The 25,352-nt window shown below is 51.4% G+C and carries 25 protein-coding genes and 1 tRNA gene; 15 read left to right on the top strand and 11 right to left on the bottom strand.

Features of this window, described 5'->3' with window-relative positions:
* The first annotated feature begins 69 nt into the window (after positions 1 to 69).
* A complete protein-coding gene (locus ABLV75_RS06045) occupies positions 70 to 942 on the top strand; it encodes a phosphorothioated DNA-binding restriction endonuclease (RefSeq protein WP_265776974.1) in 873 nt (290 codons plus the stop codon).
* A 38-nt stretch (positions 943 to 980) separates the two neighbouring features.
* Here ABLV75_RS06045 and glgS read toward each other — a convergent pair whose 3' ends face one another.
* Positions 981 to 1,181 (bottom strand): cell surface composition regulator GlgS, encoded by a 201-nt coding sequence (gene glgS / locus ABLV75_RS06040; protein WP_032734454.1) that lies wholly within the window; start codon positions 1,179 to 1,181, stop codon positions 981 to 983.
* A gap of 333 nt (positions 1,182 to 1,514) precedes the next feature.
* On the opposite strand from glgS, the gene ABLV75_RS06035 reads away from it, so the two are divergent.
* The 7 genes from ABLV75_RS06035 to mobH all read left to right on the top strand — a co-directional run bounded on the left by ABLV75_RS06035 (position 1,515) and on the right by mobH (position 8,044).
* A complete protein-coding gene (locus ABLV75_RS06035; protein ID WP_032734436.1) occupies positions 1,515 to 1,805 on the top strand; it encodes a hypothetical protein in 291 nt (96 codons plus the stop codon).
* Between the two features lie 64 nt (positions 1,806 to 1,869).
* Complete coding sequence (locus ABLV75_RS06030; protein WP_032734437.1) at positions 1,870 to 2,775, top strand: zincin-like metallopeptidase domain-containing protein; 906 nt, start codon at positions 1,870 to 1,872, stop codon at positions 2,773 to 2,775.
* A 192-nt stretch (positions 2,776 to 2,967) separates the two neighbouring features.
* A complete protein-coding gene (locus tag ABLV75_RS06025; RefSeq protein ID WP_032734438.1) occupies positions 2,968 to 3,339 on the top strand; it encodes a hypothetical protein in 372 nt (123 codons plus the stop codon).
* Positions 3,340 to 3,808: 469 nt separating this feature from the next.
* Positions 3,809 to 4,885, top strand: coding sequence for a hypothetical protein (locus tag ABLV75_RS06020; RefSeq protein WP_032734439.1), 1,077 nt, complete (start codon positions 3,809 to 3,811; stop codon positions 4,883 to 4,885).
* Positions 4,885 to 5,304: a hypothetical protein gene (locus ABLV75_RS06015; RefSeq protein WP_032734440.1), complete on the top strand. Its 420-nt coding sequence runs from the start codon at positions 4,885 to 4,887 to the stop codon at positions 5,302 to 5,304. Before ABLV75_RS06020 ends, ABLV75_RS06015 begins: the two co-directional genes overlap by 1 nt.
* Entirely contained in the window at positions 5,304 to 6,107 is an 804-nt protein-coding gene (locus ABLV75_RS06010) for a hypothetical protein (RefSeq protein ID WP_032734441.1), read from the top strand. The genes ABLV75_RS06015 and ABLV75_RS06010 overlap by 1 nt, the downstream gene beginning before the upstream one ends.
* A 347-nt stretch (positions 6,108 to 6,454) precedes the next feature.
* Entirely contained in the window at positions 6,455 to 8,044 is a 1,590-nt protein-coding gene (mobH, locus tag ABLV75_RS06005) for a MobH family relaxase (RefSeq protein ID WP_032734442.1), read from the top strand.
* 55 nt (positions 8,045 to 8,099) lie between these two features.
* Here mobH and ABLV75_RS06000 read toward each other — a convergent pair whose 3' ends face one another.
* Together ABLV75_RS06000 and ABLV75_RS05995 are read right to left on the bottom strand one after the other, a co-directional pair.
* Positions 8,100 to 8,753 carry an HNH endonuclease gene (locus tag ABLV75_RS06000; RefSeq protein WP_032734443.1) on the bottom strand — a complete coding sequence of 218 codons (654 nt, stop codon included), beginning with the start codon at positions 8,751 to 8,753 and terminating at the stop codon, positions 8,100 to 8,102.
* Positions 8,754 to 8,864: 111 nt separating this feature from the next.
* Positions 8,865 to 9,131 carry a hypothetical protein gene (locus ABLV75_RS05995; protein ID WP_032734444.1) on the bottom strand — a complete coding sequence of 89 codons (267 nt, stop codon included), beginning with the start codon at positions 9,129 to 9,131 and terminating at the stop codon, positions 8,865 to 8,867.
* 337 nt (positions 9,132 to 9,468) lie between these two features.
* Here ABLV75_RS05995 and ABLV75_RS05990 point away from each other — a divergent pair, with 337 nt between their 5' ends.
* Complete coding sequence (locus tag ABLV75_RS05990; RefSeq protein WP_032734445.1) at positions 9,469 to 10,545, top strand: Fic family protein; 1,077 nt, start codon at positions 9,469 to 9,471, stop codon at positions 10,543 to 10,545.
* Positions 10,546 to 10,813: 268 nt separating this feature from the next.
* Here ABLV75_RS05990 and ABLV75_RS05985 read toward each other — a convergent pair whose 3' ends face one another.
* From ABLV75_RS05985 to ABLV75_RS05970, 4 genes are all read right to left on the bottom strand, one after another.
* A complete protein-coding gene (locus tag ABLV75_RS05985) occupies positions 10,814 to 11,179 on the bottom strand; it encodes a hypothetical protein (protein ID WP_148673297.1) in 366 nt (121 codons plus the stop codon).
* Positions 11,176 to 11,676 (bottom strand): hypothetical protein, encoded by a 501-nt coding sequence (locus ABLV75_RS05980; protein WP_057058083.1) that lies wholly within the window; start codon positions 11,674 to 11,676, stop codon positions 11,176 to 11,178. The genes ABLV75_RS05985 and ABLV75_RS05980 overlap by 4 nt, the downstream gene beginning before the upstream one ends.
* 536 nt (positions 11,677 to 12,212) lie before the next feature.
* Positions 12,213 to 13,889 (bottom strand): integrase arm-type DNA-binding domain-containing protein, encoded by a 1,677-nt coding sequence (locus tag ABLV75_RS05975; RefSeq protein ID WP_071992001.1) that lies wholly within the window; start codon positions 13,887 to 13,889, stop codon positions 12,213 to 12,215.
* 222 nt (positions 13,890 to 14,111) lie between these two features.
* Positions 14,112 to 14,196 (bottom strand) — tRNA-Leu (locus ABLV75_RS05970).
* Between the two features lie 234 nt (positions 14,197 to 14,430).
* Between ABLV75_RS05970 and ABLV75_RS05965 the strand changes: the two genes are divergently transcribed.
* From ABLV75_RS05965 to ABLV75_RS05940, 6 genes are all read left to right on the top strand, one after another.
* Positions 14,431 to 15,450: an NAD(P)-dependent alcohol dehydrogenase gene (locus ABLV75_RS05965; RefSeq protein ID WP_004108819.1), complete on the top strand. Its 1,020-nt coding sequence runs from the start codon at positions 14,431 to 14,433 to the stop codon at positions 15,448 to 15,450.
* A 190-nt stretch (positions 15,451 to 15,640) separates the two neighbouring features.
* A complete protein-coding gene (locus tag ABLV75_RS05960; RefSeq protein WP_023320237.1) occupies positions 15,641 to 16,513 on the top strand; it encodes a sugar ABC transporter permease in 873 nt (290 codons plus the stop codon).
* Positions 16,503 to 17,390: a carbohydrate ABC transporter permease gene (locus tag ABLV75_RS05955; protein ID WP_004108826.1), complete on the top strand. Its 888-nt coding sequence runs from the start codon at positions 16,503 to 16,505 to the stop codon at positions 17,388 to 17,390. The genes ABLV75_RS05960 and ABLV75_RS05955 overlap by 11 nt, the downstream gene beginning before the upstream one ends.
* Before the next feature lie 10 nt (positions 17,391 to 17,400).
* Positions 17,401 to 18,225 (top strand): phosphodiesterase, encoded by an 825-nt coding sequence (locus ABLV75_RS05950; protein ID WP_348854906.1) that lies wholly within the window; start codon positions 17,401 to 17,403, stop codon positions 18,223 to 18,225.
* Positions 18,226 to 18,230: 5 nt separating this feature from the next.
* Positions 18,231 to 19,304, top strand: coding sequence for an ABC transporter ATP-binding protein (locus ABLV75_RS05945; RefSeq protein WP_163525003.1), 1,074 nt, complete (start codon positions 18,231 to 18,233; stop codon positions 19,302 to 19,304).
* On the top strand, positions 19,297 to 20,607 hold the full coding sequence (locus tag ABLV75_RS05940; protein ID WP_004108836.1) for an ABC transporter substrate-binding protein: 1,311 nt from the start codon (positions 19,297 to 19,299) through the stop codon (positions 20,605 to 20,607). Before ABLV75_RS05945 ends, ABLV75_RS05940 begins: the two co-directional genes overlap by 8 nt.
* A gap of 172 nt (positions 20,608 to 20,779) precedes the next feature.
* On the opposite strand, the gene ABLV75_RS05935 is transcribed toward ABLV75_RS05940, so the two are convergent.
* The 4 genes from ABLV75_RS05935 to ABLV75_RS05920 all read right to left on the bottom strand — a co-directional run bounded on the left by ABLV75_RS05935 (position 20,780) and on the right by ABLV75_RS05920 (position 25,311).
* Complete coding sequence (locus tag ABLV75_RS05935) at positions 20,780 to 22,279, bottom strand: sugar porter family MFS transporter (RefSeq protein ID WP_004108837.1); 1,500 nt, start codon at positions 22,277 to 22,279, stop codon at positions 20,780 to 20,782.
* Between the two features lie 168 nt (positions 22,280 to 22,447).
* Positions 22,448 to 23,347: a myo-inosose-2 dehydratase gene (gene iolE, locus ABLV75_RS05930; protein ID WP_004108838.1), complete on the bottom strand. Its 900-nt coding sequence runs from the start codon at positions 23,345 to 23,347 to the stop codon at positions 22,448 to 22,450.
* A 24-nt stretch (positions 23,348 to 23,371) separates the two neighbouring features.
* Positions 23,372 to 24,256, bottom strand: coding sequence for a sugar phosphate isomerase/epimerase (locus tag ABLV75_RS05925; RefSeq protein ID WP_004098146.1), 885 nt, complete (start codon positions 24,254 to 24,256; stop codon positions 23,372 to 23,374).
* A 41-nt stretch (positions 24,257 to 24,297) separates the two neighbouring features.
* Positions 24,298 to 25,311, bottom strand: coding sequence for a Gfo/Idh/MocA family oxidoreductase (locus ABLV75_RS05920; RefSeq protein ID WP_004108840.1), 1,014 nt, complete (start codon positions 25,309 to 25,311; stop codon positions 24,298 to 24,300).
* Positions 25,312 to 25,352 lie beyond the last annotated feature (41 nt).

Raw genomic sequence — 25,352 nt, 5'->3', positions numbered from 1 at the left:
TGGCCTTGAGTCAACGGCATTTTGCGAGCATGATCGCAATAACATCAGCCTGTTACCCGGTTCATTCTTATGATCTCTCCTGAAACGCTGCAATCCGCCATCGCTAACGTCTCTGTCTGGCGTCAGGGTGACGTATGCGCGCCGCATAAACCGCTGCTGCTGTTGTACGTACTGTCGCAGTACAAAGCAGGCCACTCGCGCCTGTTTAACTACGGCCTCGAGATCCACGAACCGCTTACTCGTCTGCTGAAAGAGTTTGGTCCCAAGCGACGCACCGACTATCCCAATATGCCTTTCTGGCGGCTCAGAACCGACGGCTTCTGGGAAATCACCCATGCGGAAGGCTGTAAACCTCGCAGGGGCAATACCCAGCCGACAAAAAAAGAACTGATTGATAACCAAGTGGCGGGCGGCTTCGATGAGGCGGCTTATCAACAATTGCTGGCACACCCTGAGCTGATCGACCAGTTGGCCCAGAAGATCCTCACCGATCGCTTCCCGGAAAGTATTCAGCGGATCCTGGCCAACCAACTGGGATTCGATTTTATCGATCGCTCCAGGAACCGCGATCCGCGTTTCAGGGATATCGTTCTTCGCGCTTACCACTCACGGTGCGCGTTCTGTGGTTACGATCTCCGGCTGGATGGTGCACTGGTTGGTATTGAAGCGGCGCATATTCACTGGAAAGCGTACGGTGGCCCGTGCGTGGTGAACAATGGACTGGCGCTCTGTACGTTGCACCATGACGCGTTCGATATGGGGGCGTTCGGGCTGGATGAGAGTATGACCATCCGCATCTCCGGCGGCGTCAGCCGCAGTCCGGTGGTAGACCATCTGTTCTGGCACCGGGACGGCCAGCAGTTATTCCTTCCTTATGACAAAACGCAGTGGCCTGCTGAACAGTATGTCGGCTGGCACCGTAAACAGATTTTCAAAGCCTGAAAATACGCAACGGGCCGTTAAGCCCGTTGTTCGTTACATCACCGCTGTTCTATCACTTTCGCCCGCTCAGCCTGCTTTCGGTAGTGGTCGTATCGCTCCCGGAACCATGCTTGCTGTTCATTACTCATATTGCCGGTCACGGCATCAATATCCACTGGCTGGCCCAGGGCGTGCATACGGGCAAAACTGCGTGCCAGAAAATCAAAATTCTTCAATGCGTTTATATCTTGTTGGTTCATTAGCATATCCCTCCAGTCATTGTGTTTACTGTTCAAGGTCATATGCTTTTCTGGTTTCAGTATCCGCCTGAAAAAGATCATTTTTTGAGCGATGCGTGCGCATCAATCTGCCTGCGTTCACATTTCAGGAACGACAAAACTCTTCAGCCCCGGTAATGATTTTCCCCTCCCTTTTATCACCCGCGCAGAAAACACTACCGCCAGCCATGCAGTAAGTTCGCCATGTATCCGGAAGGCGCGAACGGCGCAGATGCGCAGGATACCCGTACCATTCCATCCCGCAGGGAAATGCCCTGCGAAGGGTGTTCCCTGCTCATTTACAGGAGAAACACCATGTCGCTTTTCGATAAAAAACCGTCGTTAATGCCGGTGGTTATCGCCCCTGATGTCTGGCAATCCGCTGTGGAATTTCCCGCCGACCCGCAGCAGGTGGAAGAACGGCTGGGCAATCTGTTGCTCGCCGTACTGCTGACCCTGCGCACCGCCGGGACGTCCCGCAAGAAAGTCACCTTTACGATCTACTGCCAGCCGCCGCAGGGCGATATGAAAATCCCTGTCGCATTACCGCTGTCGCTCAACTATCACGGCCACTATGTGCAGGTCTCGATGGCTGAACAGGCATAACCTCTCCCCGCCGGAGTCGCTTCCGGATGGAGGCAGCTCCGGCTTCTTCCATGAGGATCGCACAATGGACAGAAGCAACGATATCTACCAGAAAGTCACCGACCAGATTATTGCTGAGCTGGAGAATGGCAATGTGCCGTGGATCCGCCCGTGGCGCGATGGCGAGCCGCCGTTTCCGATCAATGCGTTATCCGGTCGACCGTATCACGGCATCAACGTGCCGCTGCTGTGGAACAGCGCCGACAAGCAGAGCTTCGCCAGTGACCGCTGGCTGACGTTCCATCAGGTCAGCGCGCTCGGCGGGCAAGTGCGCCGGGGGGAGAAATCTTCTCTGGCGGTGTTGTATCTGCCACGCACACAGGAAGAGACCGATGCACTCGGCCAGCCGTTGCTGGATAAAGACGGTGAGCCAAAGGTGCGGCATTTCGGGATTATTCGTGAATTTCGGCTGTTTAACTTGTCGCAGTGTGACGGCCTGCCGCAGTCGCTGTCCGAGCCGTTTATCCGGCCCACAAAGCCTGTGGAGATGGCCGAAACCATTGCGAAGAATAGCGGCGTGACGCTGCGCCATCGCCGTCAGTCGAAAGCGTATTACAAACCCGCGACCGACCTGGTGATGATGCCGCACCCGCAACAGTTTGAAAGCAGCGAGGCGTACTACGCCACGCTGCTGCATGAACTGACGCACGCTACCGGACACACTTCACGCCTCAACCGCCCCGGTATTGCCGGAGCGGAACGCACCGAAGCGCTCTACGCCGCTGAAGAATTAGTGGCGGAGATGGGTAGCGCCTTCCTGTGCGCCCATTGCGGTATTCAGGGCAGGCTCCAGCACGCCAGCTATATCGGCTACTGGCTGGATATTCTGCGCCAGGACAAGCGGGCAGTGATCCGCGCCAGCGGTATGGCGCGCCACGCCAGTGAATGGTTACTCAACGCTGTACCACAACCCTGTCAGCTTAGCGCCTGACAGCCCACCCGCACAGGGTGTCTTCCCCGCCGGGAAGTTGCTCCCCATCAATATTCCCCAAAATCATGCGGGTTGCAGGAAGACGGGGACGCAGCGAATCCCCGGGAGCGTAGACAAACTACGTGACCGGGGTGAGCGAGGAAAGCCAACGCACCTGCGGCCTGAAGTATGAAGGGGAATGAGGAACAATGTATGGGACTCGACATCTTCTTTTTCGAACGGGCAAAAAACGCGCCCGATGAAAGCCAGTACGCCAGAGTGGGTTATTTCCGCAAGGTGAACCCGTTACTCAAATGGGTGGATAAACACGTTGGGCTGGTGCGCAACCAGGTGCTGTTAGAAGTCACCAAAGCACATTTGCAGGCGCTTCTGAGTGACCTGCAGAGCCTGACGCCGGATAACTGCGGCGCGCTTTATCCGACGATTGATGGCTTTTTCTATGGTTATACCGATTATGGAGAGCACTACTGGAAAGATGTCCGCGCCGTCACCATCTGGGTGAAAGAGACGCTGGAGACGTTTGATTTTGAGCGAGACAGGCTGATGTTTTATGCCTGGTGGTAAGTGGAACGGAGTGGCCGGTTTCGATCGGCCACTTTTTTGTACAATAAAAAAGACCGATTAGCCATAGATTGACTCGCACGAACGAACTAAATATGACTTCCTAAGATACACTCAAGAATTAACTACAATCTATTTGATATCATGGATAGAAGAGAGGAAGATAAAACTTAATAATACCCCATTCAACGACATTAGCTATGTGCAACATCTCTTTCAAGATTATTTTTGTGATTCATATCACACTTTCAACTCCTTTAGCATGAAAGGCAAGGAAATATTTATAGACGGAGAATTGCATCTTTTATGTCGACAAAAAATTACTTAATTTATTATATTTAACAACAAAAAAAGCCAACCACTGTATAAATATACATCATTATAATCCACAAATATAATATAGAATTTACAATCTTTTTATTGACTTCCATATCTTTCAATAATTTAATTAAAAGAAAAAGTGGAGTCGATTATGTCTCAGGTTGAGTCGTGTGTATCCAGTTCATCTTTACCAATTGAGCAATTACTGGAAGTTATTGGAACCATTTCAGATACAAACTATTCGCGTTACTATCTTAAACGGTTTGATTTTGATACAGGCATAGGCTGGAAAGAGACTCGTTCAAATATCCTTGAACAATTTTCAGGAAAACGCAAGGCCTCAGAACGTGCTACATATAGTAACTTAGTCAGTATTACTAAAGCATTAATGTTCTTAGGTAAACATTACTGTGAAATTTTTCCACTTACAGCAAATGAACATTCAGTCTTAGTGGCTAACGCTAATAAAATTAAATACGATGGTAAACCTTACTCCGAGTGCTTCCCACTTTTTGTGAGTCCAGAAGATTTAACTGTATCCTCACTCCCTGTTTTGACACACATCGAATATAAGAAGAGTGGTATAATTTTCTTCTTTTCTACCCCTCGTAGAGTCAGTGAGCGCGTTGAAAAGCTTGAAAAGGTTCAGGGTGTCTTAAGAAAAGTTTCTTACAGAGAAGATATAAAAAAACAATTTATTGATACTGTATTCATTCCTAAAGAGCATAACAGAATTGAATTTAAAATATCGACAGAAATTGGTAAGCGCGATATAGATAATGAAATGGCTCGCTTACAAGATACTTTCGTTGAAATATTATCTAAGAATGGCATTAGCCTTAAAGATTCAAACTCAATAAATCTAAATAAATCTATAAGCACTATCTATAATAATAGTTCAATAGGCCGAGTTGTTGATTGTGTTTTTTATAGCAAAGATAATGGTATTTCTATTCCTCGTACATGTCGTAAAGAAGTTGATGTATGTTTACGTGAACAAGAATATCATTTAGCAGGCTCTGAAAAAGAAGATGTTGAGTGTGTTGCAGTTACTGTCCGTTGGGAAGAAATTGATCCAAAGGTCAAACTTAAAATCAAAACACAGATTAGCCTGGAGTCAATGGCTAACTTTAATTATACTGTATGCAAGCGGTTTATAATCGATAATCCGAAGGGGCTGTCACATTCCATTTCGTTAGCTTCTATAGTGGAGAAAGGTACTGAGTGATGGGGCACTTAGAGCAGGCGAAGTTGAAAATAAGTGATGATCCTGTTCTGCAGTTAGAACTCAAGGAGGAGATGCTTCGCCTAATCTATTTTATAGAAAACAACCCTTCCATAAAATATTTCCCTCTATCTAAAATCAAAAGTATAACAAAAACTGATAATAACAAATGTTTAAATATTGCCGTATATTTTTGCGGGGAGACTTTAAAAATATTAGAACCGCGATATTCGTATATTCTAGAGGATAATGAAGAATTAGAGCTAACTAAAGTCGAATTTAAACATTATTTATACCATCGCAATGAATGTTTAAAAAAAGATGGGCATTTTGTATGCCCTGTTCTCAAAGAAAGACTTTCATTCTATTTTACAACAAGTATAAGTATTATAGGTGACGATGGAGATTGGGAAATAGATTAATGATAATAAAGGATGAAGTATTTGACTCAATGCTAAGCTCAGGAGTTCTGGATGATTTCCTAGATTTAATTGACCCTCAAAAATTTGATGAGTTCAGTCGCAGTGTTTTTATAACTTTAAGAAATGCAGTCAAATCTATAGAGAGTAATGCGGATAAGTATTATGACCAGTCGGAGGAGCAAATCAGTACGACTATTTCACTCCTTATTGAGAAAGCTGGTTTTCAAACCAAAAGTGAACCATCTAATAGAGGACATGTTGATATTTTTGTAGAAAAAGATAGATTCAAATGGCTGATTGAAGCCAAAATTGGATACAATAACCAGAAAATATTCGAAGGACTTCTACAATTGACCTCTCGTTATTTAACTGATCAGCGGTCCGCGTGTCTTTTATTATACTTCAAAAAAGAAAACATAAAAAATAACTTCGAAAGCTGGAAAGATTATATTCAGAACAAGAAATGGAAAGATTATGCAAAGATGCATGACATACTTAATGATTGTGAATTAATGTATGGTGAATCAATTATAAAACCGGATCCATTTTGTGTTGGATATAGTTTCTTAGCTGGTGCTAAAACAACAGCAGGTGAGTGTCTAGATATTTACAACCTAGGTGCCAATCTGCATTTCCGCCCAGTAGATAGTAGTGGGCGAAATGGTGTCACATTAAGAAAAAACCAAGCAAAACTATATCTAGAACACCTATATCATGATAAAGAAAATGGTTTGCCAATAGATGAAAAAGAATTATACAAGAATCTGAATGATTATTTTGATTTTGATAAAAACAATAAATAGATATAGCTAACCACAAGAAACTCTTGAAATTAGAGTTAATATAATTACTAACTTCATAAAAGACAAAATTATTTATAAAATATCAACAACCCTTGAGTTAATTTATTTTCTATTATTACTATTGAATTAATCATCTTAGTAAGACAATCTAAATCCTCGCCTCCTCATATGACTTAATAAATAACACTGAATAGAATTAAATCTGGACATATATCCCGGTTGATATACAAGCAATGCTTAATTATTCCCTGTTGACAGCAAAAATATACTACTAACAAAAGGCCCAAAGGGAGACACTGCAAAGGAAGGGCGACAAGGGCAAAGGGGCCTGCCCGAAAAGGAGAAATATGCTGAAGTGGCTACAAAGACCATCCCAGAGCCAGCCACCTGCACCAGACGCTACGCTGCCGGAGGGTTGGTTTGCGCCACAATCCGCAGAGCGATTGCTGGCAACACCGTTACGCCAGTCCTGTTTGCAGCAGTTACGGCAACTGACCCCGCTGCCGGATACCCTATATGATAGCTGGATCCTCACGGCGATTCATCGCCTCGCCGCGTTGGTACAGCTGCTACCCGCCTCACAAAGTCATCACCATTCCATTCCCGGTGGGCTACTGGATCATTCGCTGGAGGTTGCCTGCAACGCCATTCGACTGCGCCAGGGTTACCTGTTGCCACCAGAAGCGGGGGCGGAAGAACAGGCCCGGCAGGCCAGCGCATGGACGGTCGCGGTAGTATGCGCGGCATTGCTGCACGATACGGGAAAAATCGCCGTGGATATGGAGATTCATCAACGTGATGGCACCCGCTGGCATCCGTGGCAGGGTAATCTGGCAAAGCCTTATCGCTGGCAGTACCAGAGCCACGGTCGCGACTATCATCTACATCCTGCCGCTGGCGCAATGCTGATTAATCAGTTGATATCCTCGCCATTACTGGACTGGCTGGCCGGATACCCGACGGCTTTTGCGTCCCTGATTTATCAGCTCACCGGACACTACGAATGGGCTGGCGCGCTGGCTGAACTGGTGCAGCAGGCCGATAAAGCCTCTGTCGCCCGATACCTCGGCGGCAATATCAAAACCGCGCTGGCACAAAAGCCCTCGTCCTTCCCCCAGCAGCTTCTTTCCGCCTTGCGGTCGCTGGTACAGAACGAGTACCGGCTCAATAATCCCGAATGCGGATCTGATGGCTGGCTGACGGAGGATGCGCTGTGGCTGATCAGCAAAACCACCGCCGACCGGGTACGCGCCTGGCTGCTCCAGCATGGCGTATCTAGCGTGCCGGAAAATAATAACCGCCTGTTTGACGAACTGCTGGCGCACCAGCTTATCGTTGCCAATGAGGATAAAGCGATCTGGCGCTGCATTATCCGATCGGATAAGGGCTGGTCGCCCGTTGAACCGCTGACGCTGCTGCGCCTGACGCCGTCTGCAATATGGGAACCTGGCGAACAACGTCCCGCCTGTTTTGCCGGTGATGTGACGCCGGTAAGCGAAGCTGAACCCGTCCCTGAACTTAGCGCTCCCACTCAACCGCTGCCGGAGATAGCAGACGACCCGAGGCTTGGTGACAATAACAATTTCCTGCAGTGGCTGAAGAACCACACCAACCCTTCAGGCACGGTGAATACCCGGAACGGCAAGGTACATGTGGTGGAAAACCATCTTTTCTTGATTTCGCCGGGGATCTTTAAGACATACGCAGCAGAAACTACAGGCGATACCGGCGACGGCTGGAAACTGGCACAGCGAATGTTTCAGGAGTCAGGGCTTGCCCTGCGCTGTAATGATGACAGTTTTATCTGGATCTGCGAGGTTCGGGTTCCACAAAAGAAAAGTAGTCAGTTGAAAGGTTTTCTGATGGAAGATCCGAAGCAGGTGTTGGGGGAGAAAGTGCCGGTGAATAATCCGTGGCTGAAGTTGCTGCGCGAATAGCAATTTATATCAAAATACTCTCTTCCACCGAGCTACAGCGAATGGGCTTTAATACCTAAAGAGCCGCATGATATTCAATAATTGATTTCAATTCTTCAGGCGAAAAAGGCGGATTACGCCGATGCAACATGGCGTGGCAATTAGGGCAGACGGGAATAAGATCTTTTTTGGGATCCAGAGAGTAATTCTCTTTGATGTCTGATAGCGGAATCAGGTGATGTATATGGATAAAACCTTTTGCTATCTCACCATACACCTTCATCATATCAATACCACATACTCTGCACAGACAACCATGCCAGGCTAATGCGGCCTGGCGGGCCTTGCGGTCGCGTTCATAGCGGTTAACCGTTACCTGCGTAGCTGCACCTTCATTAAATACGCTCTGCGGCGGCAGTTCATCAGGAAAAATACTGATGGCAGGCTGCTCGTTACCCAAATTTTTCTCAACGATCTGAAACCCTTGATCGGTAAGCAACTTGACGCATTTCGACTTGATACCACCACTAAAATCTTCAGGGGAAAACTCAACGCCTGTCATATTTGAAGCAGCAATACCGACTATAGCTTTCGGTGGATAACTGCGCCCTTCAAAGATCACATCATACAGCCGGGACTCGCTGAACTGGTGGCGTACACCTTCATCATAGGCGCGCATAGCCGCAATAATGCATTCCCTGGTAAGCTGGTCTGGCAGTTTCTTCTTCATTTACAACTCATCATCCCTGAAACGACATATGCTAACTCTTTATTTTATAGCATATTAATTTATCCGGGGATAAACAGCACTCTTCAATTTCGCGTTACCGGGATACGGACATCAGTGCAGCGGCAGCGTAACGTAGCGGCAGAGAAACCGCGCTTCATGCTGATTGTCCAGCCGCACCTGAAAGACATCGTGTGTATCCTGCTCGAATGCGTATTCGCGCCACGCCAGCAGCCCCTGTTGGTTCATGCGGATAATAATCTGATCGGGCGTTTCGCCCTGATTCAATGCTTCGACTACCTGTTGCAGGGGAAGCGGTAGCGTCTGAGCAGGCCACATCACTTCAACGCTTACGAGCTGGCGGTGTGTCCGGGGTAACATCGGTAGTTTCCTCCATGGCTAGAATTTAGCGGTTAATTTGCCATGAAATAGGGGCATTTTTTGCAGTTGCAAGGTCGCCGAGTAACCTCATTTAAAGGTCGATACATCTCAGGTAGTGAAGTCTCTTCCCAGGCAAATCCAGATAGCCTGCGCCAAGCGTCTGAGGGTATGTCGATAAAAAGCATTTTTTTAAACATATAGCCAAAACATGTTTATGCCATCGACACGTTGCGGCGATATGTCGATAAAACACGATTTTTTAAACATGATGCCGTGACATGCTTATAGCATCGACATATGATGTCTATATGTCGATGAAATCGGTTTTTATAAATATATGAACTGGAATCCCGAAGCCCCTTACAACGATCTGCCAAAACTGCCGCCTGATCTGCAGCAAATTGAAACTCGCAATGTACTAAAAGCGTGTATAAATGCGCGTGCGGCAATTGCAGAGCTGAAAACAGCGGGTGAGTTGATCCCCGACCAGGAATTGTTGATTAACATTCTTCCGATGCTGGAAGCGAAAGATTCCTCACGCATTGAGAACATCGTAACGACCAGCGATCAGCTCTTTCAGTATGCTGATCGTGCAGACGGAGCAGATCCAGCAACCAAAGAAGCATTGCGCTATCGTACGGCGCTTTATGATGGTTATACCCATCTTGAGATCTATCCACTTTGCACAAACACAGCAATCGCTATCTGCACCAAATTACGCGCAGTTCAGACCGATATAAGAAAAACACCGGGCACGGTACTGCGCGATCAGAATAACAGCGTGGTGTATACGCCCCCGGTGGGTGAAGATACTATCCGTAACTTATTGGCGAACTGGGAGCAGTTCATACATGGCGATGATGATTTAGATCCATTGGTGAAAATGGCTATTGCACACTATCAATTTGAGTGCATCCACCCTTTTCCGGACGGGAATGGGCGAACAGGTCGTATCCTGAATATTCTTTACCTGATTCAAAATGAATTACTTTCACTGCCTATCCTGTACCTGTCCCGCTTTATTCTGGAGAGACGTAGTGATTATTACATGCTCTTGCGTAGGGTAACAGATGAAGGAGACTGGGAATCGTGGATATTATTTATGCTGGAGGCCGTAGAAAACACGTCCCGATGGACGACTGACAAGATTGCGGTTGTTCGGGCATTGATGGCAGAAACGACCGAGTATGTACGTGAGAAGCTACCAAAAATATATACCTATGAACTCATCCAGGTGCTCTATGCGCAACCGTATTGCCGGATCGATAACCTTGTTGAACGAGGTATCGCTAAACGCCAGACGGCATCAGCGTATCTCAAACAGTTAGTCGAGATAGGCGTGCTGGAAGAAATGAGCGTTGGTCGAGAAAAGCTGTATATCAACACCAGGTTAGTTCAGGAATTGAATCAGTAAAGTGTATTAATTAGTGTTAGCTCAGATTTTTCCAGAACTAATGATGACCTTAGCAAAACCTGACATTAATGGCGATGTGATAGCTGAAGCAGGCATGATTAATATCTTATTGTATTGATAATCATTTTATCATACAAAGCTAAGTCAATTAGATTGAAAACCATATTAACATTAGATGATATATGAATAAAATCCATAGAGATTTATATTCTAGGAACCAATAAGAAATTCATATAAAAGCAGCTCCTTTCAAAGCTGCTTTATACACTTATTTTTTTGGGAGCTTGCTTAAAATATCTTCAATCCCTGATTGCTTATACCTAACATTATCAAAAAGGTCATTAAGGACAGAAAATCTTTCTTTATACTTCCATACCTCAAGATTATTATCATCAAGGATGCAAAGAACGATTTGAGACGTCCAGTAAAACTCATCGACATCTGTGTAATATCTATACTTCTCTTCATAGATCCCAAACTTAGTTCCATTGAAATTAACGCTAAAAAATAGAGGTATATATGAATCCGAACCATGAATGATATTATAAGGAGCATCATCCCTCCTCCAAGATATACTTCCATTCAAGGTGTATCTATTTAATTGCGTGATCAACTGTATAATATTATCACTCATGATCTCGTCCATCCTAAATCTAAATTTATTTGTTCTAAGTGCATAATTACACTGCTTAACTCTGATTGGATTCCCCATAATCCTTCAATGTCGAGATGTCTGGAGCTAAGCATTCTAGATAATTTTTCATCTGTTACTGAAAGTAACCATTTTGATATTGGAGGGCTTGAATATTTAAACTGATTTTTATCAAGTTCCAACTTCCGTTTAACATCTTCCAATATTATTATTGTTGAGTGAACAGAAGCGGATACTGCGCTTTTTTTCTTATTACTAGTATTGTCTTGTTCAAATTCAGAAAGAAGTTTTGGTAAATCTTTATTTTGATCCTGAAGCTTTGAAATCAGTTCAGGAAGTCTAACTTTAACGAGATATTTATTTTCTATATCTGCCACTCTGATATATACCAAGATTGTGTATATGCCACCAACGATCGATGCAAATACTGACAACCAAGTTAGAACATTTCCGAAATTTGCCCACGAAAAGATTTCCATTTTATTGTCCATAAATTAACCACGCCAATAAGCCTTGTACAATTTGAACTAAAATACCCTCTTCATAATAGTGCAGAAATCAATATCCAAAGGTGATTGTAACGACACTAAAACCAAATAATATCATATGTATAAAAAAGCGCCAAGAATTTAATAGAAATATTTCAAATGCTTTTATCTAAATATTTTTTTGATACTGCCTCAGAATAAAAAAACCTCGGCAAATATAATATTACCAGAGATCCTTAGAGGGCCATACAAGCATCCTAATAATAAATACACCGAATATTCTAAATATTTATTCACTCTTATTTAATAAGTATTTATTCTTAAAGAAAGATTTGCTTCAACAAAATGAATTCTCGACTTTTATTAATCTGTAAAAATAATCCAACAACAGAAACAATTAGGCCAAATCTTTTGCAACGTTTAATGATTTTCAAATCAAAGAATTCGAACTCATTCAATTGTTCCTGTTGTCAACCCCCCAGCAAAAACAGCCCAAATCTAGTAATAACTAAATACCACCATCATTCCTACTCCCCCGACTCCACCTCATCCTGCGCCGCCATCAGAACCAACTCTGACTTCGAAATCAGCAAATCTTTCGGCTTCCCTCCTCTCAACCTGCGATTTGCCGAGCCGAACCAGATTGCTAGCCCCCACGGGGTCTTACGTTCTTTGAACAGCGAGAGAATCAGCCTGACAACCTTGAGGGGCCTCATTTTCTCATCCAGAACATAATCCGGGTACAAATCCTCACCATCGACCTTCAGCGAGAATATCTTCCCGGCGGCTTTCCAGCCTTTCGGGCCAGCATCAGGATCGGCGGAACGAAAGCCCGCTTTTGCGGATAATTCAGACGCCGTCAGCCATTCCGAGTCAGCCAGTATTCTGGCTTTCAGCTCCTCTAGCTGCCGGTCATTGCGCTCCTGGAAACTCATATGGTCGAGTGCGCCTCCCGGCGACTTTTTGAAGCCATACGGCACAACGTGCCTGAACCGGTTTGCATCCAGATAATCCGCCCACCACTGCATCATCTCCCGACGTTCTTCGAGATGCTGCGCCTTGTGGATATACGCCGCCCGCACGCGCTTGCGCTCCTGATGGCTCATCTGGCGCTCTACCGCGTCGCTTGACCACAGGCCCGACTCCACCAGCGCGCTACAGGCCATAGTGCGAAAACCGTGGCCGCAGACGTCTTTCTGGGTGTCGTAGCCCATCACCCGCAGCGCTTTGTTGATGGTGTTTTCGCTCATCGGTTTGCGGTAGTTATGATCGCCGGGGAATACCAGTTCAGTTCCCGGTCGGCAACGCTGCCGCACCTCGTGCAGCAGTTCGATGGCCTGACGCGACAATGGGACCAAGTGTGGGGAGTGCATCTTCGCCCCACGCGCTGAATATTTAACGCCGGGGATCGGCTCACGCTCGGCGGGGATTGTCCACATGGCGTTACGCAGATCAATCTCATCCCAGCGGGCAAAGCGCAGTTCGCTGGAGCGGATAAACAGCAGCAGCGCCAGCTTTACCGCCAGTTGAGTCAGTTGACGGCCTTTGTAATCGTCGATTCTATCCAGGAAATCAGGGATAAGATTCAAATCTAATGCAGGGTGGTGACGTACTTTGGGCGTGGAAACCGCGCCGGTTAAATCTGATGCAGGGTTATGATCGATAATGCCGTTCTGGACGGCGTAGCGCATCACGCAGGCAGTGCGCTGCTGAAGCCGGGAAGCAACATCCAGTTTACCCGCTTTCTCCACCTCTTTGATGGGTACCAGCAGGTCTTTAACCTTCATTTTGGTGATGTCGCAACTGCCGTTCGTAGGGAATACGTAAAGCTCGAAATAACGCAGCACCCGCTTCTTATGTTCCGCCGACCAGTTCACGTTGCTGGAGACCCATTCGCGTGCTACGGACTCAAACGTATGTTCCGGCGTTACAGCAAGGCGTTCAGCCTTTCGGTGTGCACTCGGATCGATGCCGGAAATCAGCAGTAATTGGGCCTCTTCACGCATGCGTCTTGCCTGTGCAAGCGTCAAAAGCGGATAAGGGCCTAAAGCGAGCTTTTTCTCTTTGTTTACAAAGCGGTACTTGATATACCAGCGTTTTGAACCGTTAGGGTTAACCAGCAGGTAAAGTCCATGCGAGTCACTGAGCTTATACGGCTTGCCACAAGGCTTGGCGTGGACTATAGCGCGATCTGTTAGTGCCATTTGGGGGCCTCACTATTATCGAACTACGTCTAAGCCCCCAATTTGGCCCCCAAATCGTGTGGATGTCAATGGATGAAAAATGACCAACACGGAAAGGCCACACATTAAAAATGGTTATTACCGAAAAATAAATTATCTTTGAATTACAGACGGATATGGACGAATCTGGACGGAAATGGACACAAAAAAAGCCACCCTTAGGCAGCTAATTATTGCATCACTTGGTGCCGAAGGCCGGACTCGAACCGGCACGTATTTCTACGGTTGATTTTGAATCAACTGCGTCTACCGATTTCGCCACTCCGGCACGGAAAGGATACGGAAAACGTTCTGGATTATACCTGTCATACGCTGCCATGCAAGCAACGTTGCATTCACCTGCCACCAAGTGATGAATTTTTCATCGGCTCAGTGGGTTAGCCTCTTCAGGGCACATTTTTCCCTCCTCTATACCCCTCCTTCCCCCCTCCTTCTGCCAAGCGTCCCCTCGCCCCATGCTCTACACTTCCTTCTTAACTACGCCAAACCCAAGGAAACTGTCATGAGCACTATTAAAAGTTACGCCGCCAAAGAAGCGGGCGCCGATCTGTCGCTGTGGGAGTACGATGCCGGCGACCTCAAGCCGGAAGATGTCGAAGTGCAGGTGGAGTACTGCGGAATCTGCCACTCCGACCTGTCGATGATCGACAACGAATGGGGCATGTCGAGCTATCCGCTGGTGGCCGGTCACGAGGTGATTGGCCGGGTGGCGGCGCTGGGCAGCGCGGCGCAGGATAAAGGGCTGAAGGTTGGCCAGAAGGTCGGCATTGGCTGGACGGCGCGCAGCTGTGGCCACTGCGACGCCTGTATCAGCGGCAACCACGTGAACTGTCTGGAAGGCTCGGTGCCCACCATCATCAACCGCGGCGGCTTCGCCGATAAGCTGCGCGCCGACTGGCAATGGGTGATCCCGCTGCCGGAAAACGTCGATCTCGAATCCGCCGGGCCGATGCTCTGCGGCGGCATCACGGTCTTCAAACCGCTGCTGATGCATCACGTCACGGCGAACAGCCGCGTCGGCGTCATCGGCATTGGCGGCCTCGGCCATATCGCCATCAAGCTACTGCACGCGATGGGCGCGGAAGTCACCGCCTTTAGCTCTAACCCGGCGAAAGAGCAGGAAGTACTGGCAATGGGCGCCGATCGCGTGGTGAACAGCCGCGATCCCGAAGCCTTAAAGGCACTGGCCGGCCAGTTCGACCTGATTATCAACACCGTCGCCGTCGATCTCGACTGGCAGCCGTACTTTGAAGCGCTGGCGTACGGCGGCAACTTCCACACCGTCGGCGCGGTAATGAAGCCGTTCCCGGTCCCCGCTTTTACCCTGATTGGCGGCGACCGCAGCATCTCCGGCTCGGCCACCGGCAACCCGTCCGAGCTGCGCAAGCTGATGAAATTTGCCGGACGCAGCAAAGTCGCGCCAACCACCGAGCTGTTCCCGATGTCGCAGATCAACGAGGCGCTGAAGCACGTTCGCGAGGGCAAGGCCCGCTACCGCGTGGTGCTGAAAGCCGACTTCTGATCGTTCCTCATCATGCTTCAGGCCGCAGCCGCGCGGCCTGAACGCCACTGGCCGAGGTGATGCCGGGCGGCCCGTCTGCCCGGCGCTTGTTTCCCTGGTCATTAAACCGTCATCTCCCCGCCATACGTTTGCAGTCAATCCTTCTCACAATCCGGGCTTCTACAAACGCCTGAATGAGACGTCCGCCACCATGAGAAAAACCTGGCTTCCCTGGCTGATACTGTCGCCTTCCCTGCTGTTTTTATTACTGTTTACCTGGTTTCCCCTCGGGCGATCGATTTATGACAGCCTGTTCGATACCCGCATGGTCAGCGACGGCGGCCAGTATGTCGGGCTGGAGAACTTTAGTCGTCTGTTCGCCGACAACGTCTTCTGGCAGTCGCTGGTGAATAACCTGCTTTATATCCTGCTGACGGTGGTACCGGGCGTGACCCTCGCCCTACTGCTGGCGGTCGCCCTGACCGAGAATCACCGCGTCAACCGCTGGCTGCGCACCGCCTTCTTCTTCCCGATGATTATCCCGATGGTCAGCGCCGCCGCGCTGTGGCTGTTTATCTTTATGCCCGGCCTTGGCCTGCTCGACCACTATCTGGCGAAGCTGTTCGGCCCGATGAACAACAACTGGCTGGGGCGCAGCAATAGCGCGCTGCTGGCGCTGGCGCTGATTGGCGTGTGGAAGTTCGCCGGTTACTACATGCTGTTTTTCCTCGCCGGGCTGCAAAGCATCCCGGCCTCCACGCGCGAAGCGGCGATCGTGGAAGGCGCCACCCGCACGCAGGTGTTCTTTAAGGTCACGCTGCCGCTGCTGCGCCCGACCCTGAGCTTTGTGATAACCACGGCGCTGATCTACTCCATCACCCAGATCGACCACGTGGCGGTAATGACCCGCGGCGGGCCGGATAACGCCACGACCGTGCTGCTCTACTACATCCAGAACCTCGCCTGGGACACCCATGATTTAGGTAAAGCTTCCGCCGCCACCTTCCTGACGCTGGCCGGGCTGTTTGCCTTCTCGCTGATTAACCTCAAACTGCTGGAGAAAGGAGCGCACTATGAGCGCTGAAATCTCGCCGCTGGCGCTGCGATCGCACAGCGCATCGCGCCCGCTCTGGCTGCGCCTGCGCCGCTCGCAGCCCTTTACGCTCACGGTATTAATGTGCTGCCTGGCGCTGCTGTGGATGAGCCCGTTTTTATGGATGCTGGCGACCTCGTTCAGCGCCACGACCTTCGGCGAGGATATGGCCTCGCTGCTGCCCCGTATGCCGCTGACGCTGGATAACTTCCGCGATGCCTGGGCCAGCGCCGACTGGCTGAGCCTCTACGCCAACACCCTTATCTTCACCTTCGGCACCTTCTTCGTGCAGTTGTTGACCATCACCACCGCCGGCTACGTCTTCGCCTGCCACGAGTTTCGCGGCAAGAAGACGCTGTTCCTGATGTTCCTCGTCCAGCTGATGATCATGCCGGTGGTGATGATGGTGCCGAACATGCTGACCCTGAAAACCTTCGGCCTGCTCAACACCCTCACCGGGGTGATGATGCCCTACTTCACCTCGGCGTTCGGCGTGTTCCTGATGCGTCAGGCGTTTCTGGCCATACCCAAAGAGCTGGAAGAGGCGGCGCTGATGGAGGGCTGTCGCTGGTGGCAGGTGCTGTTCCGCGTGCTGCTGCCGATGTCCTGGCCGTCGGTGCTGGCCTTCGCCACCGTCAGCATTACCTACCACTGGAACGAGTATCTGTGGCCGCTGATGATGCTGAACGACCCGGACAAACAGGTGCTGACCGTGGGGCTGGTCTCGTTCGCCATGGGCGCCGAATCCGGCGGTCAGTGGGGCATCATCGGCGCCGGCACGCTGATGGTCTGCCTGCCGCTGATGCTGGCGTTTATCCTCTTCCAGAAACAGTTCCTGCGAAGCTTCGGCTTCTCCGGGATCAAATAAGGAGCTCTTCATGCTGTTAGCGCAAATTTCCGATACCCATTTCCGCAGCCGCAGCCAGAAGCTGTACGGCTTTATTGACGTCAACGCCGCCAATGCCGACGTCGTCTCCCAGTTGAACGCCCTGCAGGAGCCTCCGGACGCGGTGGTGGTGAGCGGCGATATCGTCAACTGCGGCCGCCCGGAAGAGTATGAGGTCGCCCGCCAGATCCTCGGCAGCCTGAACTATCCGCTGTATCTCATTCCCGGCAACCACGACGATAAAGCGCTGTTTCTGGAGTACCTGCATCCGCTGTGCCCGCAGCTCGGCCGCGACGCGCAAAACATGCACTACGCGGTAGACGATTTTGCCACTCGCCTGCTGTTTATCGACTCCAGCCGGGCGGGTACGTCGAAAGGCTGGCTGACCGAGGAAACCATCAAATGGCTGGAAGCCCAGCTGTTTGATGGCGGCGATAAACCGGCGACGGTATTTATGCATCATCCGCCGCTGCCGCTGGGCAATGCGCAGATGGATCCTATCGCCTGCGAAAACGGCCATCGTCTGCTGGCGCTGGTTGAGCGTTTCCCGTCGCTGACGCGCATTTTCTGCGGCCATAACCACAGCCTGACCATGACCCAGTATCGCCAGGCAATCATCTCCACCATCCCGGGAACCGTCCACCAGGTACCCTACTTTTATGAAGATACCCGACCGTACTACGACCTCTCTCCGGCGTCGTGCCTGATGCATCGCCAGGTCGACGAGCAGTGGGTGAGCTATCAGCATCCTCTGACCCACTACGCCGGCCCCTGGATGTACGACGAAAATATCAGCTGCCCAACGGAAGATTGCTAAACGCCATGCTTAGTCTGCAAAACATCAGTAAACAGTTTGACGGTAAACCGGCCCTCAGCGCCCTGTCGCTGGATATTCGCGAAGGGGAATTCGTGGTGCTGGTGGGCCCGTCCGGCTGCGGTAAAAGCACCCTGCTGCGCCTGCTCGCCGGGCTGGAGCCGGTCAGCGAGGGGGAGATCTGGCTGCACGATGAGAACATCACCGACATGTCGCCCAGAGAGCGTAATTTCGCGATGATCTTCCAGAACTATGCGCTGTTTCCGCACCTGTCGGTGCGCGACAACATCACCTTCGGCATGAAGGTGCGCAAAGAGGAGAAGGCCAGCTGGCAGCCCCGGGTGGATAAAGTCGCGCAGATGCTGCAGCTGGATACCCTGCTCGATCGCAAACCGGCGAAGCTCTCCGGCGGCCAGCGGCAGCGGGTGGCGATGGCGCGGGCGATTGTGCGCAATCCGCGCCTGTTCCTGATGGATGAGCCGCTCTCCAACCTCGACGCCCGCCTGCGTAGCGAAGTGCGCGACAGCATTATGGACCTCCACCAGCAGCTCAGAACCAGCACCGTCTACGTCACCCATGACCAGACGGAAGCGATGTCGATGGCCGACCGCATAGTGGTGATGAACGGCGGCCACGTACAGCAGGTCGGGCGACCGGAGTATCTGTACGCCAACCCGGCCAACCTGTTTGTCGCCGGGTTTATCGGATCTCCGGCGATGAATCTGCTCTCGCTGCCCTGCGCTGATGGTGAGGTATTACTGGGTGAGCTGCGCTATCCGCTGCCGCCGCGCTACCGTGAAGAATCCCGAGTGTGGTTAGGCATTCGCCCGGAACATATCAGCGACCGCGTGGAGGAGAGCCATCTGCGCCTGCCCGCCACCGTGCTGCAACGAGAACTGATGGGAGCCGATTATTTGCTCCACGTCAGCACCCCCGCCGGCACCTTACGCTTTAGCCGTCGCCATCGCGGCGCGGTGCCGGAGAAAGGCGATTCGCTGATCCTCGGCTTTTCACCTGCCGATGTGCATCTTTTTCATGCTGAGAAACAGCATAATTTACTGATGGAGACAGACCATGTTTAAACCTCTCACCGCTCTCGCGGTTGGGCTCAGCCTTGCCCTGAGCGGCGCGGCGCTGGCGAAAGAGAAGATCGACTTCATGTTTCCGGCGCCGGTGGACGGCAAGCTGACCATGGAGATGACCCGCGTCATTAAGCAATTCAACGAGTCGCAGCAGGATGTCGAAGTGCGCGGGATCTTTACCGGCAACTACGACACCACCAAGATCAAAGCCGAATCAGCGCAGAAAGCCGGGCAGCCGCCCGCGCTGGTGATTATGTCCGCCAACTTCACCACCGATCTGGCGCTGAAAGATGAGATCCTGCCGATGGACGAACTGTTCCAGTATGGCGACCAAAAAGCGGGGGATTTTCTGGTGAAGGCGTTCTGGCCCGCAATGCATAAAAACGCCCAGGTGATGGGCACCACCTATGCGATCCCGTTCCATAACTCGACGCCGATCCTCTACTACAACAAAACGATGTTCGATCGGGCCGGGATCAAACAGCCGCCGCAAACCTGGGCTGAGCTGCTGGCGGATGCCAGAAAGCTGACCGACGAAAGCAAAGGCCAGTGGGGGATCATGCTGCCGTCGACCAACGATGATTACGGCGGCTGGATCTTCTCGGCGCTGGTGCGCGCCAACGGTGGGAAATACTTTAACGAGGACTATCCGGGCGAAGTCTATTACAACACGCCAACCACCATCGGCGCCCTGCGCTTCTGGCAGAACCTGGTCTATAAAGACAAAGTGATGCCTTCCGGGGTGTTGAATTCGAAACAGATCGGCGCCAGCTTCTTCTCCGGCAAAGTCGGAATGGCGATGCTGAGCACCGGCGCGCTGGGCTTTATGCGCGAGAACAGCAAAGATTTTGAGCTGGGCGTGGCGATGCTGCCGGCTAAAGAGCAGCGGGCGGTACCGATCGGCGGCGCCAGCCTGGTTAGCTTCAAAGGCATCAACGACGCGCAGAAAAAAGCGGCGTATCAGTTCCTGACGTATCTGGTGAGCCCGCAGGTCAACGGCGCCTGGAGTCGCTTTACCGGCTACTTCTCCCCGCGTAAGGCCGCCTACGATACGCCGGAAATGAAGGCGTATCTGCAGCAGGATCCGCGCGCGGCTATCGCCCTCGAACAGCTGAAGTATGCCCACCCATGGTACTCCACCTGGGAGACCGTTGCCGTGCGTAAGGCGATGGAAAATCAGCTGGCCGCGGTGGTCAATGATGCCAATGTTACCCCGGAAGCCGCGGTGCAGGCGGCGCAGAAGGAAGCCGATGCGTTGATGAAGCCCTACGTCGATAAAACCGCGCTGGCGGAAGTGAAGTAGCCCTTTCCCCCGCTATCCCCGCCGATAGCTGAGGTATCTTCTGTCATACCGTACGGAAGCAGTGTACCCCCTCCCCCTGTTTCAAGGGGGAGGGGATCGTTCGATACGGCTCATTAGCCCGGTCCGTACAGACCGCTGAGTACCGCTCCAGCATCGCAGATACCGCTCAGCGTTACACTTTATTCGCCTGCGATTCAGCCACTATTCGCCGGGCCCTGGCGGCCTGCCCTTCTTCACTGGTGTCCAGCTTATCCCGCAAATAGTGCTCGATTTGTTCAAGACTACGGTGGCGAGTTTCCGGTACGCATTTAATGACGAATATCGCGCCAAATACGCCAATACCGGCGAAGATAAAAAAGGTGCCTGAAAGCCCTAACCACGCCAGCAGTATCGGGAAGAACAGGGAGATCAGGAAGTTGGCAATCCACATTGAAAATACCGCCCCCCCCATAAAAATACCGCGCAGACGGGTTGGGAAAATTTCCGACATAAGCAGCCAGGTCACCGGCGACAGCGCCCCCTGCTGAAAGCTCAGAAACAGTAACATCCCTGCCAGAACCATATAGGCACGCAGCGCATCAGGCTGGCCGTTAACCGTCTCCGGTAACAGATAGCTGACCGCACCGATAAAGACCAGGCAGGCGGTGCAGCCGAACTGACCAATCATGGTCATCGGGCGACGGCCAATTTTGCCAAGCATCCAGATGCCAACGAATGTCATCAATACTGAGACTACGCCGTTGGCGATAGTGGCAAACAGTGCGGCATTATCAGTCATACCAACCGAGGTCAGTACCGTGGGGGCATAGTACATAATGGTATTTACACCGGTAAGCTGCTGAATAACCGCTATACCAATACCGATCATAAACAGCTTGAACAACCACGGGGTCATAATCTCGCTGAACCGGGGCTTACCGAGATTGCGCTGTTCATCCAGCGTTTCGGTGATTTCCAGCAGCTCCCACTCAACATCATCTTTATGCCGGGTGCGCTCAAGCACGCGACGGGCTTCCGCCAGGCGCCCTTTCATCGCGTACCAGCGCGGTGAATCCGGCATAAACATCATGCCAAACCAGAGCAGCACGGCGGGTAGCGTCGCCACCGCCAGCATCCAGCGCCAGGTGCTTTCCCCGCCCCAGACTTCATGGAACGTGGCATTAGAAATATAGGCCAGCAGTTGACCGGATACGATCATCAGTTCCTGCAAAGTAACCAGCTGTCCGCGCTTATTCGCGGGAGCTATCTCGGCAATATAGACCGGAACGGTAGCCGCCGCCCCGCCGACCGCGACGCCGAGAATAAGACGAAAGAAAATCATCCAGTTAACGTCCGGCGCCATAGAGGTACCTATCGCGCCGATGGCAAAAAGCACCGCCAGCCACAGAATAATTTTCTTTCTGCCCGCCGCATTCGCCAGATTGCCAGATAGCAGTGCGCCAAAGGCGGCGCCGAACAGCAACGAGCTGGTGACCAGACCGGTGGTAAAGGGGGTGAGATGAAGCTCGGTGCCCATAAAGAGTAAGGCACCGGAAATCACCCCGGTATCATAGCCAAAAAGTAAACCGCCAAGCGTCGCGATCAGGGCGACAACTTTTACAAAGGGCGTTGTCGGGGTATTGCTATTCGGTCCCGACGCTTTATTGAGTGTAAGATATTGTTCCTTAGACATAATAGACTCCAGTAACCCGCCTTGTTTGAGGGAAGATTTGCTCTAGTCTGAATGCAGAGGCCGAGGCCTCACCGACGTGTTGTTTTCGTTCTACGTCTTGAGCTACTGCTGAGTGATGGGGCAAAAAAAGCAGGCCATACAGCGTATGGCCTGAAAATGAAACAACGATTAGATTCCTGCCGTCTCGCGGATGTATTTACGCGCTTTTACGGCGTATTCGAATGGGTTGGCCAGCGCCGGATCCTGCTCGGCCTCAACCACCATCCAGCCTTTATAGCCATGCTCGTCCAGCAGTTTAAACACTGGACGGAAATCAATGACGCCGTCGCCCGGCACGGTGAAGGTCCCCTTCTTCACGCCGTCCAGGAAGGAGAGTCCTTCGCGGCGCACCTGCTCGATCACCGGCGGACGTACGTCTTTCAGGTGAACATGGTTAATGCGCGGCAGATATTTTTTCAGAATCGCCAGCATCGGCTCTTCGCCGCCTTCGGAATACCAGGCGTGTCCTGTGTCGTAGAGCAGGAAGACCTTGTCATCCACCAGCGACATAAACTTGTCGATCTCTGCCGTCGTCTGAATACCGGTACCCATATGGTGGTGCAGACAGACCTGCATGCCCTTTTCCGCCGCCAGACGACCGAGGGTGTTATAGCCTTCCGCCACCCGCTGCCACTCTTCTTCGCTAAAGCACGGTTTCTCATTCTCCAGGATAGGCTTTTCCAGCCCCTGAATACTGCCGCTCTGCTCCGAGCAGCCGATCACTTTCGCGCCCATAGCATGCAGGAAATTCATGTGGTTAACGAATTCATCAATGGTTTTTTCCCGCTGGCCGTTAGCAAAAAAGGTGCTGAACCAGGCGTTGCAAATCTGAATGCCGCGGATATCCAGCATCGGCTTGAGAACCGCCGGATCGCGTGGATATTTGCTGCCGACTTCGCTGCCGGTAAAACCCGCCAGCGCCATTTCGCTGACGATTTGCTGAAAAGTATTCTCGCTGCCCAGCTCCGGCATATCGTCGTTAGTCCAGCCAATCGGGGCGATAGCCAGTTTTACGTTATCTTTGTTCATAGTAGGGGGCTCCTGCCGCTGCGCCTACCGGCGCAGCAATTCACGTTCGATGAGTTCACGGGTTTCCACTGCCTGGTATTTCATTTTTTCCGGGTAGCCGAACAGCGAGGTGGCCACGATAGGCTCACCGCCGACCTTGAAGGTCTGCTCGGCAAATTTCATATCGCGCAGGGTGCGGAACAGCGCGTCGAAATCAACATCCCCTTCCCCGACGCCCACGTGCTGGTGAACGACGGCATCTACGCCCGGTGGGTTAACGATATAGCGGCAGTGTTTTGTATGGTTGCGGGTATCCGCGATCAGTACATGGGAGAGATCGCTTCCCGCGTAGCGCAGCATCTTCTCAACGTCGCCCACGCCTTTGTCATAGAAGAAGGTGTGCGGGACGCTGTAAACGTACTTAACGTTATCGCTGCGGAACGACTTCACGATATCGACGGTTTCGTTGTTCTCTTCGCAGAAGTCCCACGGATGCGCCTGAATTTCAACGCGGATGCCTTCGCGCTCAAAAATCGGCAGCAGCTCTTCCATGGAGCGATAGAACATCTCATCGCAAATCTCCGGCTGGTTAGGATCGCCGGAGAACTCGGTGTTGATCACCTGTACACCCATTTCAACCGCGATTTCGATCAGCCGTTTCCAGTTTTTTACTGCTGCCTGACGGCGCAGCTCATCCGGACCGGACCAGCGGTAGACGCAGATAAACGAAGAGAGCTCTACGCCGGTATCGCGCAGCGCCTGCTTGTACTCAGCCATAATTTCCCGGCTGGCGCGCGGGTGCTTGTAGAACGGGTTGATCTGCGGGTGCGGCGATTGCTCAATGTACTTGTAGCCCCACTCCGCCACCTGATGGACCATTCGGGTGACCCCGAGGTCTTTAATGACATCAACGTCAAAAGCAATTTTCATCGTCGTTACCTGTGCAAAGAAGTTCCGTCAGCAAAGCGGGATTAGCGTTTGTAGAAATCAGGGCACTCAGGCAGCGTCACCTCAACCGGTTCGCTGGTGCCCTGGGCTTTGATACAGGCGTCGGCTGCAACGGATGCCGCGTAGCCATCCCATGCCGATGGGCCGTGCAGCTGGCCGGCCTGAACATCATTGATAAAGGCCTGCAGCTCAACGTCATACGCTTTGATAAAGCGATCCTTCCAGTCGGTCAGGATAGCGGTCGACAGGTTAGCGGCTTTGCGCATCTGCACAGCCGACGGCTCAGGCAGGCGGGCAATACCGGTTTCCCCCACCACTTCACACTGGATGTCATAGCCGTACTGACAGTTCACAAAGACTTCCACGTCGATCAGCGTGCCTTTTTTCGTTTCAAACGACACGATCTGCGGGTCTTTCAGGCGCGCATGGGTGTGGGAAGTGGAGCGCGGAAAGCGCACCTGCACGGAAACATAGTCGTCATTCAGCAGCCAGCGCAGTACATCCAGCTCGTGAATCAGGGTGTTGGTGATCGCCATGTTGGTGATGTAATCCTCACCTACCGACTGGTTGCGGTGCGCGCAGCGCAGCATCAGCGGCGCGCCGATATCGCCGTCATCGATCACTTTTTTCAGCGCCAGATAGCCTTCGTCATAAGGACGCATAAATCCGACCTGTACCAGGCGGCGACCGGCTTTCATTTCCGCATCAACGATGCGGCGGCAGCCTTCCGCGCTCATCGCCAGCGGCTTCTCGCAGAACACCGGCTTCCCGGCGGCGATGGCGGCCAGCGTGTACTCTTCGTGGGTGGGGTCCCATGAGGTGACCAGAATGGCATCCACATCGCTGGCCTTAATCACGTCATGACCGTCGGCGTACACTTCGGCATGCACGCCCGGCAGCGCAACCGCGGCGCGCGCGTTCTCTTCGTTGATATCCGAAACCGCCACTACCGTGGCTCCCTGCAGTACCTGAGTGCAACGACGGATATGTTCTTTACCGATAGCGCCGGCACCGATGACACCTAATTTGAGTGACATAGTTGGTTTTCTCCCGAGATTTGTAGGGTTCAGGGTTTGTG

It is taken from the genome of Klebsiella sp. CN_Kp066, from assembly GCF_040065135.1.
GTDB classification, from domain to species: domain Bacteria; phylum Pseudomonadota; class Gammaproteobacteria; order Enterobacterales; family Enterobacteriaceae; genus Klebsiella; species Klebsiella oxytoca.
The sequence above is the reverse complement of the archived record's forward strand: the minus strand, read 5'-3'. Positions and strand labels throughout refer to the sequence as shown.

Coding starts and splice junctions, on each gene's coding strand:
- ABLV75_RS06045 (WP_265776974.1), top strand. CDS start 70: ATGATCTCTCCTGAAACGCTGCAATCCGCCATCGCTAACGTCTCTGTC.
- glgS (WP_032734454.1), bottom strand. CDS start 1,181: ATGAACCAACAAGATATAAACGCATTGAAGAATTTTGATTTTCTGGCA.
- ABLV75_RS06035 (WP_032734436.1), top strand. CDS start 1,515: ATGTCGCTTTTCGATAAAAAACCGTCGTTAATGCCGGTGGTTATCGCC.
- ABLV75_RS06030 (WP_032734437.1), top strand. CDS start 1,870: ATGGACAGAAGCAACGATATCTACCAGAAAGTCACCGACCAGATTATT.
- ABLV75_RS06025 (WP_032734438.1), top strand. CDS start 2,968: ATGGGACTCGACATCTTCTTTTTCGAACGGGCAAAAAACGCGCCCGAT.
- ABLV75_RS06020 (WP_032734439.1), top strand. CDS start 3,809: ATGTCTCAGGTTGAGTCGTGTGTATCCAGTTCATCTTTACCAATTGAG.
- ABLV75_RS06015 (WP_032734440.1), top strand. CDS start 4,885: ATGGGGCACTTAGAGCAGGCGAAGTTGAAAATAAGTGATGATCCTGTT.
- ABLV75_RS06010 (WP_032734441.1), top strand. CDS start 5,304: ATGATAATAAAGGATGAAGTATTTGACTCAATGCTAAGCTCAGGAGTT.
- mobH (WP_032734442.1), top strand. CDS start 6,455: ATGCTGAAGTGGCTACAAAGACCATCCCAGAGCCAGCCACCTGCACCA.
- ABLV75_RS06000 (WP_032734443.1), bottom strand. CDS start 8,753: ATGAAGAAGAAACTGCCAGACCAGCTTACCAGGGAATGCATTATTGCG.
- ABLV75_RS05995 (WP_032734444.1), bottom strand. CDS start 9,131: ATGTTACCCCGGACACACCGCCAGCTCGTAAGCGTTGAAGTGATGTGG.
- ABLV75_RS05990 (WP_032734445.1), top strand. CDS start 9,469: ATGAACTGGAATCCCGAAGCCCCTTACAACGATCTGCCAAAACTGCCG.
- ABLV75_RS05985 (WP_148673297.1), bottom strand. CDS start 11,179: ATGAGTGATAATATTATACAGTTGATCACGCAATTAAATAGATACACC.
- ABLV75_RS05980 (WP_057058083.1), bottom strand. CDS start 11,676: ATGGAAATCTTTTCGTGGGCAAATTTCGGAAATGTTCTAACTTGGTTG.
- ABLV75_RS05975 (WP_071992001.1), bottom strand. CDS start 13,889: ATGGCACTAACAGATCGCGCTATAGTCCACGCCAAGCCTTGTGGCAAG.
- ABLV75_RS05965 (WP_004108819.1), top strand. CDS start 14,431: ATGAGCACTATTAAAAGTTACGCCGCCAAAGAAGCGGGCGCCGATCTG.
- ABLV75_RS05960 (WP_023320237.1), top strand. CDS start 15,641: ATGAGAAAAACCTGGCTTCCCTGGCTGATACTGTCGCCTTCCCTGCTG.
- ABLV75_RS05955 (WP_004108826.1), top strand. CDS start 16,503: ATGAGCGCTGAAATCTCGCCGCTGGCGCTGCGATCGCACAGCGCATCG.
- ABLV75_RS05950 (WP_348854906.1), top strand. CDS start 17,401: ATGCTGTTAGCGCAAATTTCCGATACCCATTTCCGCAGCCGCAGCCAG.
- ABLV75_RS05945 (WP_163525003.1), top strand. CDS start 18,231: ATGCTTAGTCTGCAAAACATCAGTAAACAGTTTGACGGTAAACCGGCC.
- ABLV75_RS05940 (WP_004108836.1), top strand. CDS start 19,297: ATGTTTAAACCTCTCACCGCTCTCGCGGTTGGGCTCAGCCTTGCCCTG.
- ABLV75_RS05935 (WP_004108837.1), bottom strand. CDS start 22,279: ATGTCTAAGGAACAATATCTTACACTCAATAAAGCGTCGGGACCGAAT.
- iolE (WP_004108838.1), bottom strand. CDS start 23,347: ATGAACAAAGATAACGTAAAACTGGCTATCGCCCCGATTGGCTGGACT.
- ABLV75_RS05925 (WP_004098146.1), bottom strand. CDS start 24,256: ATGAAAATTGCTTTTGACGTTGATGTCATTAAAGACCTCGGGGTCACC.
- ABLV75_RS05920 (WP_004108840.1), bottom strand. CDS start 25,311: ATGTCACTCAAATTAGGTGTCATCGGTGCCGGCGCTATCGGTAAAGAA.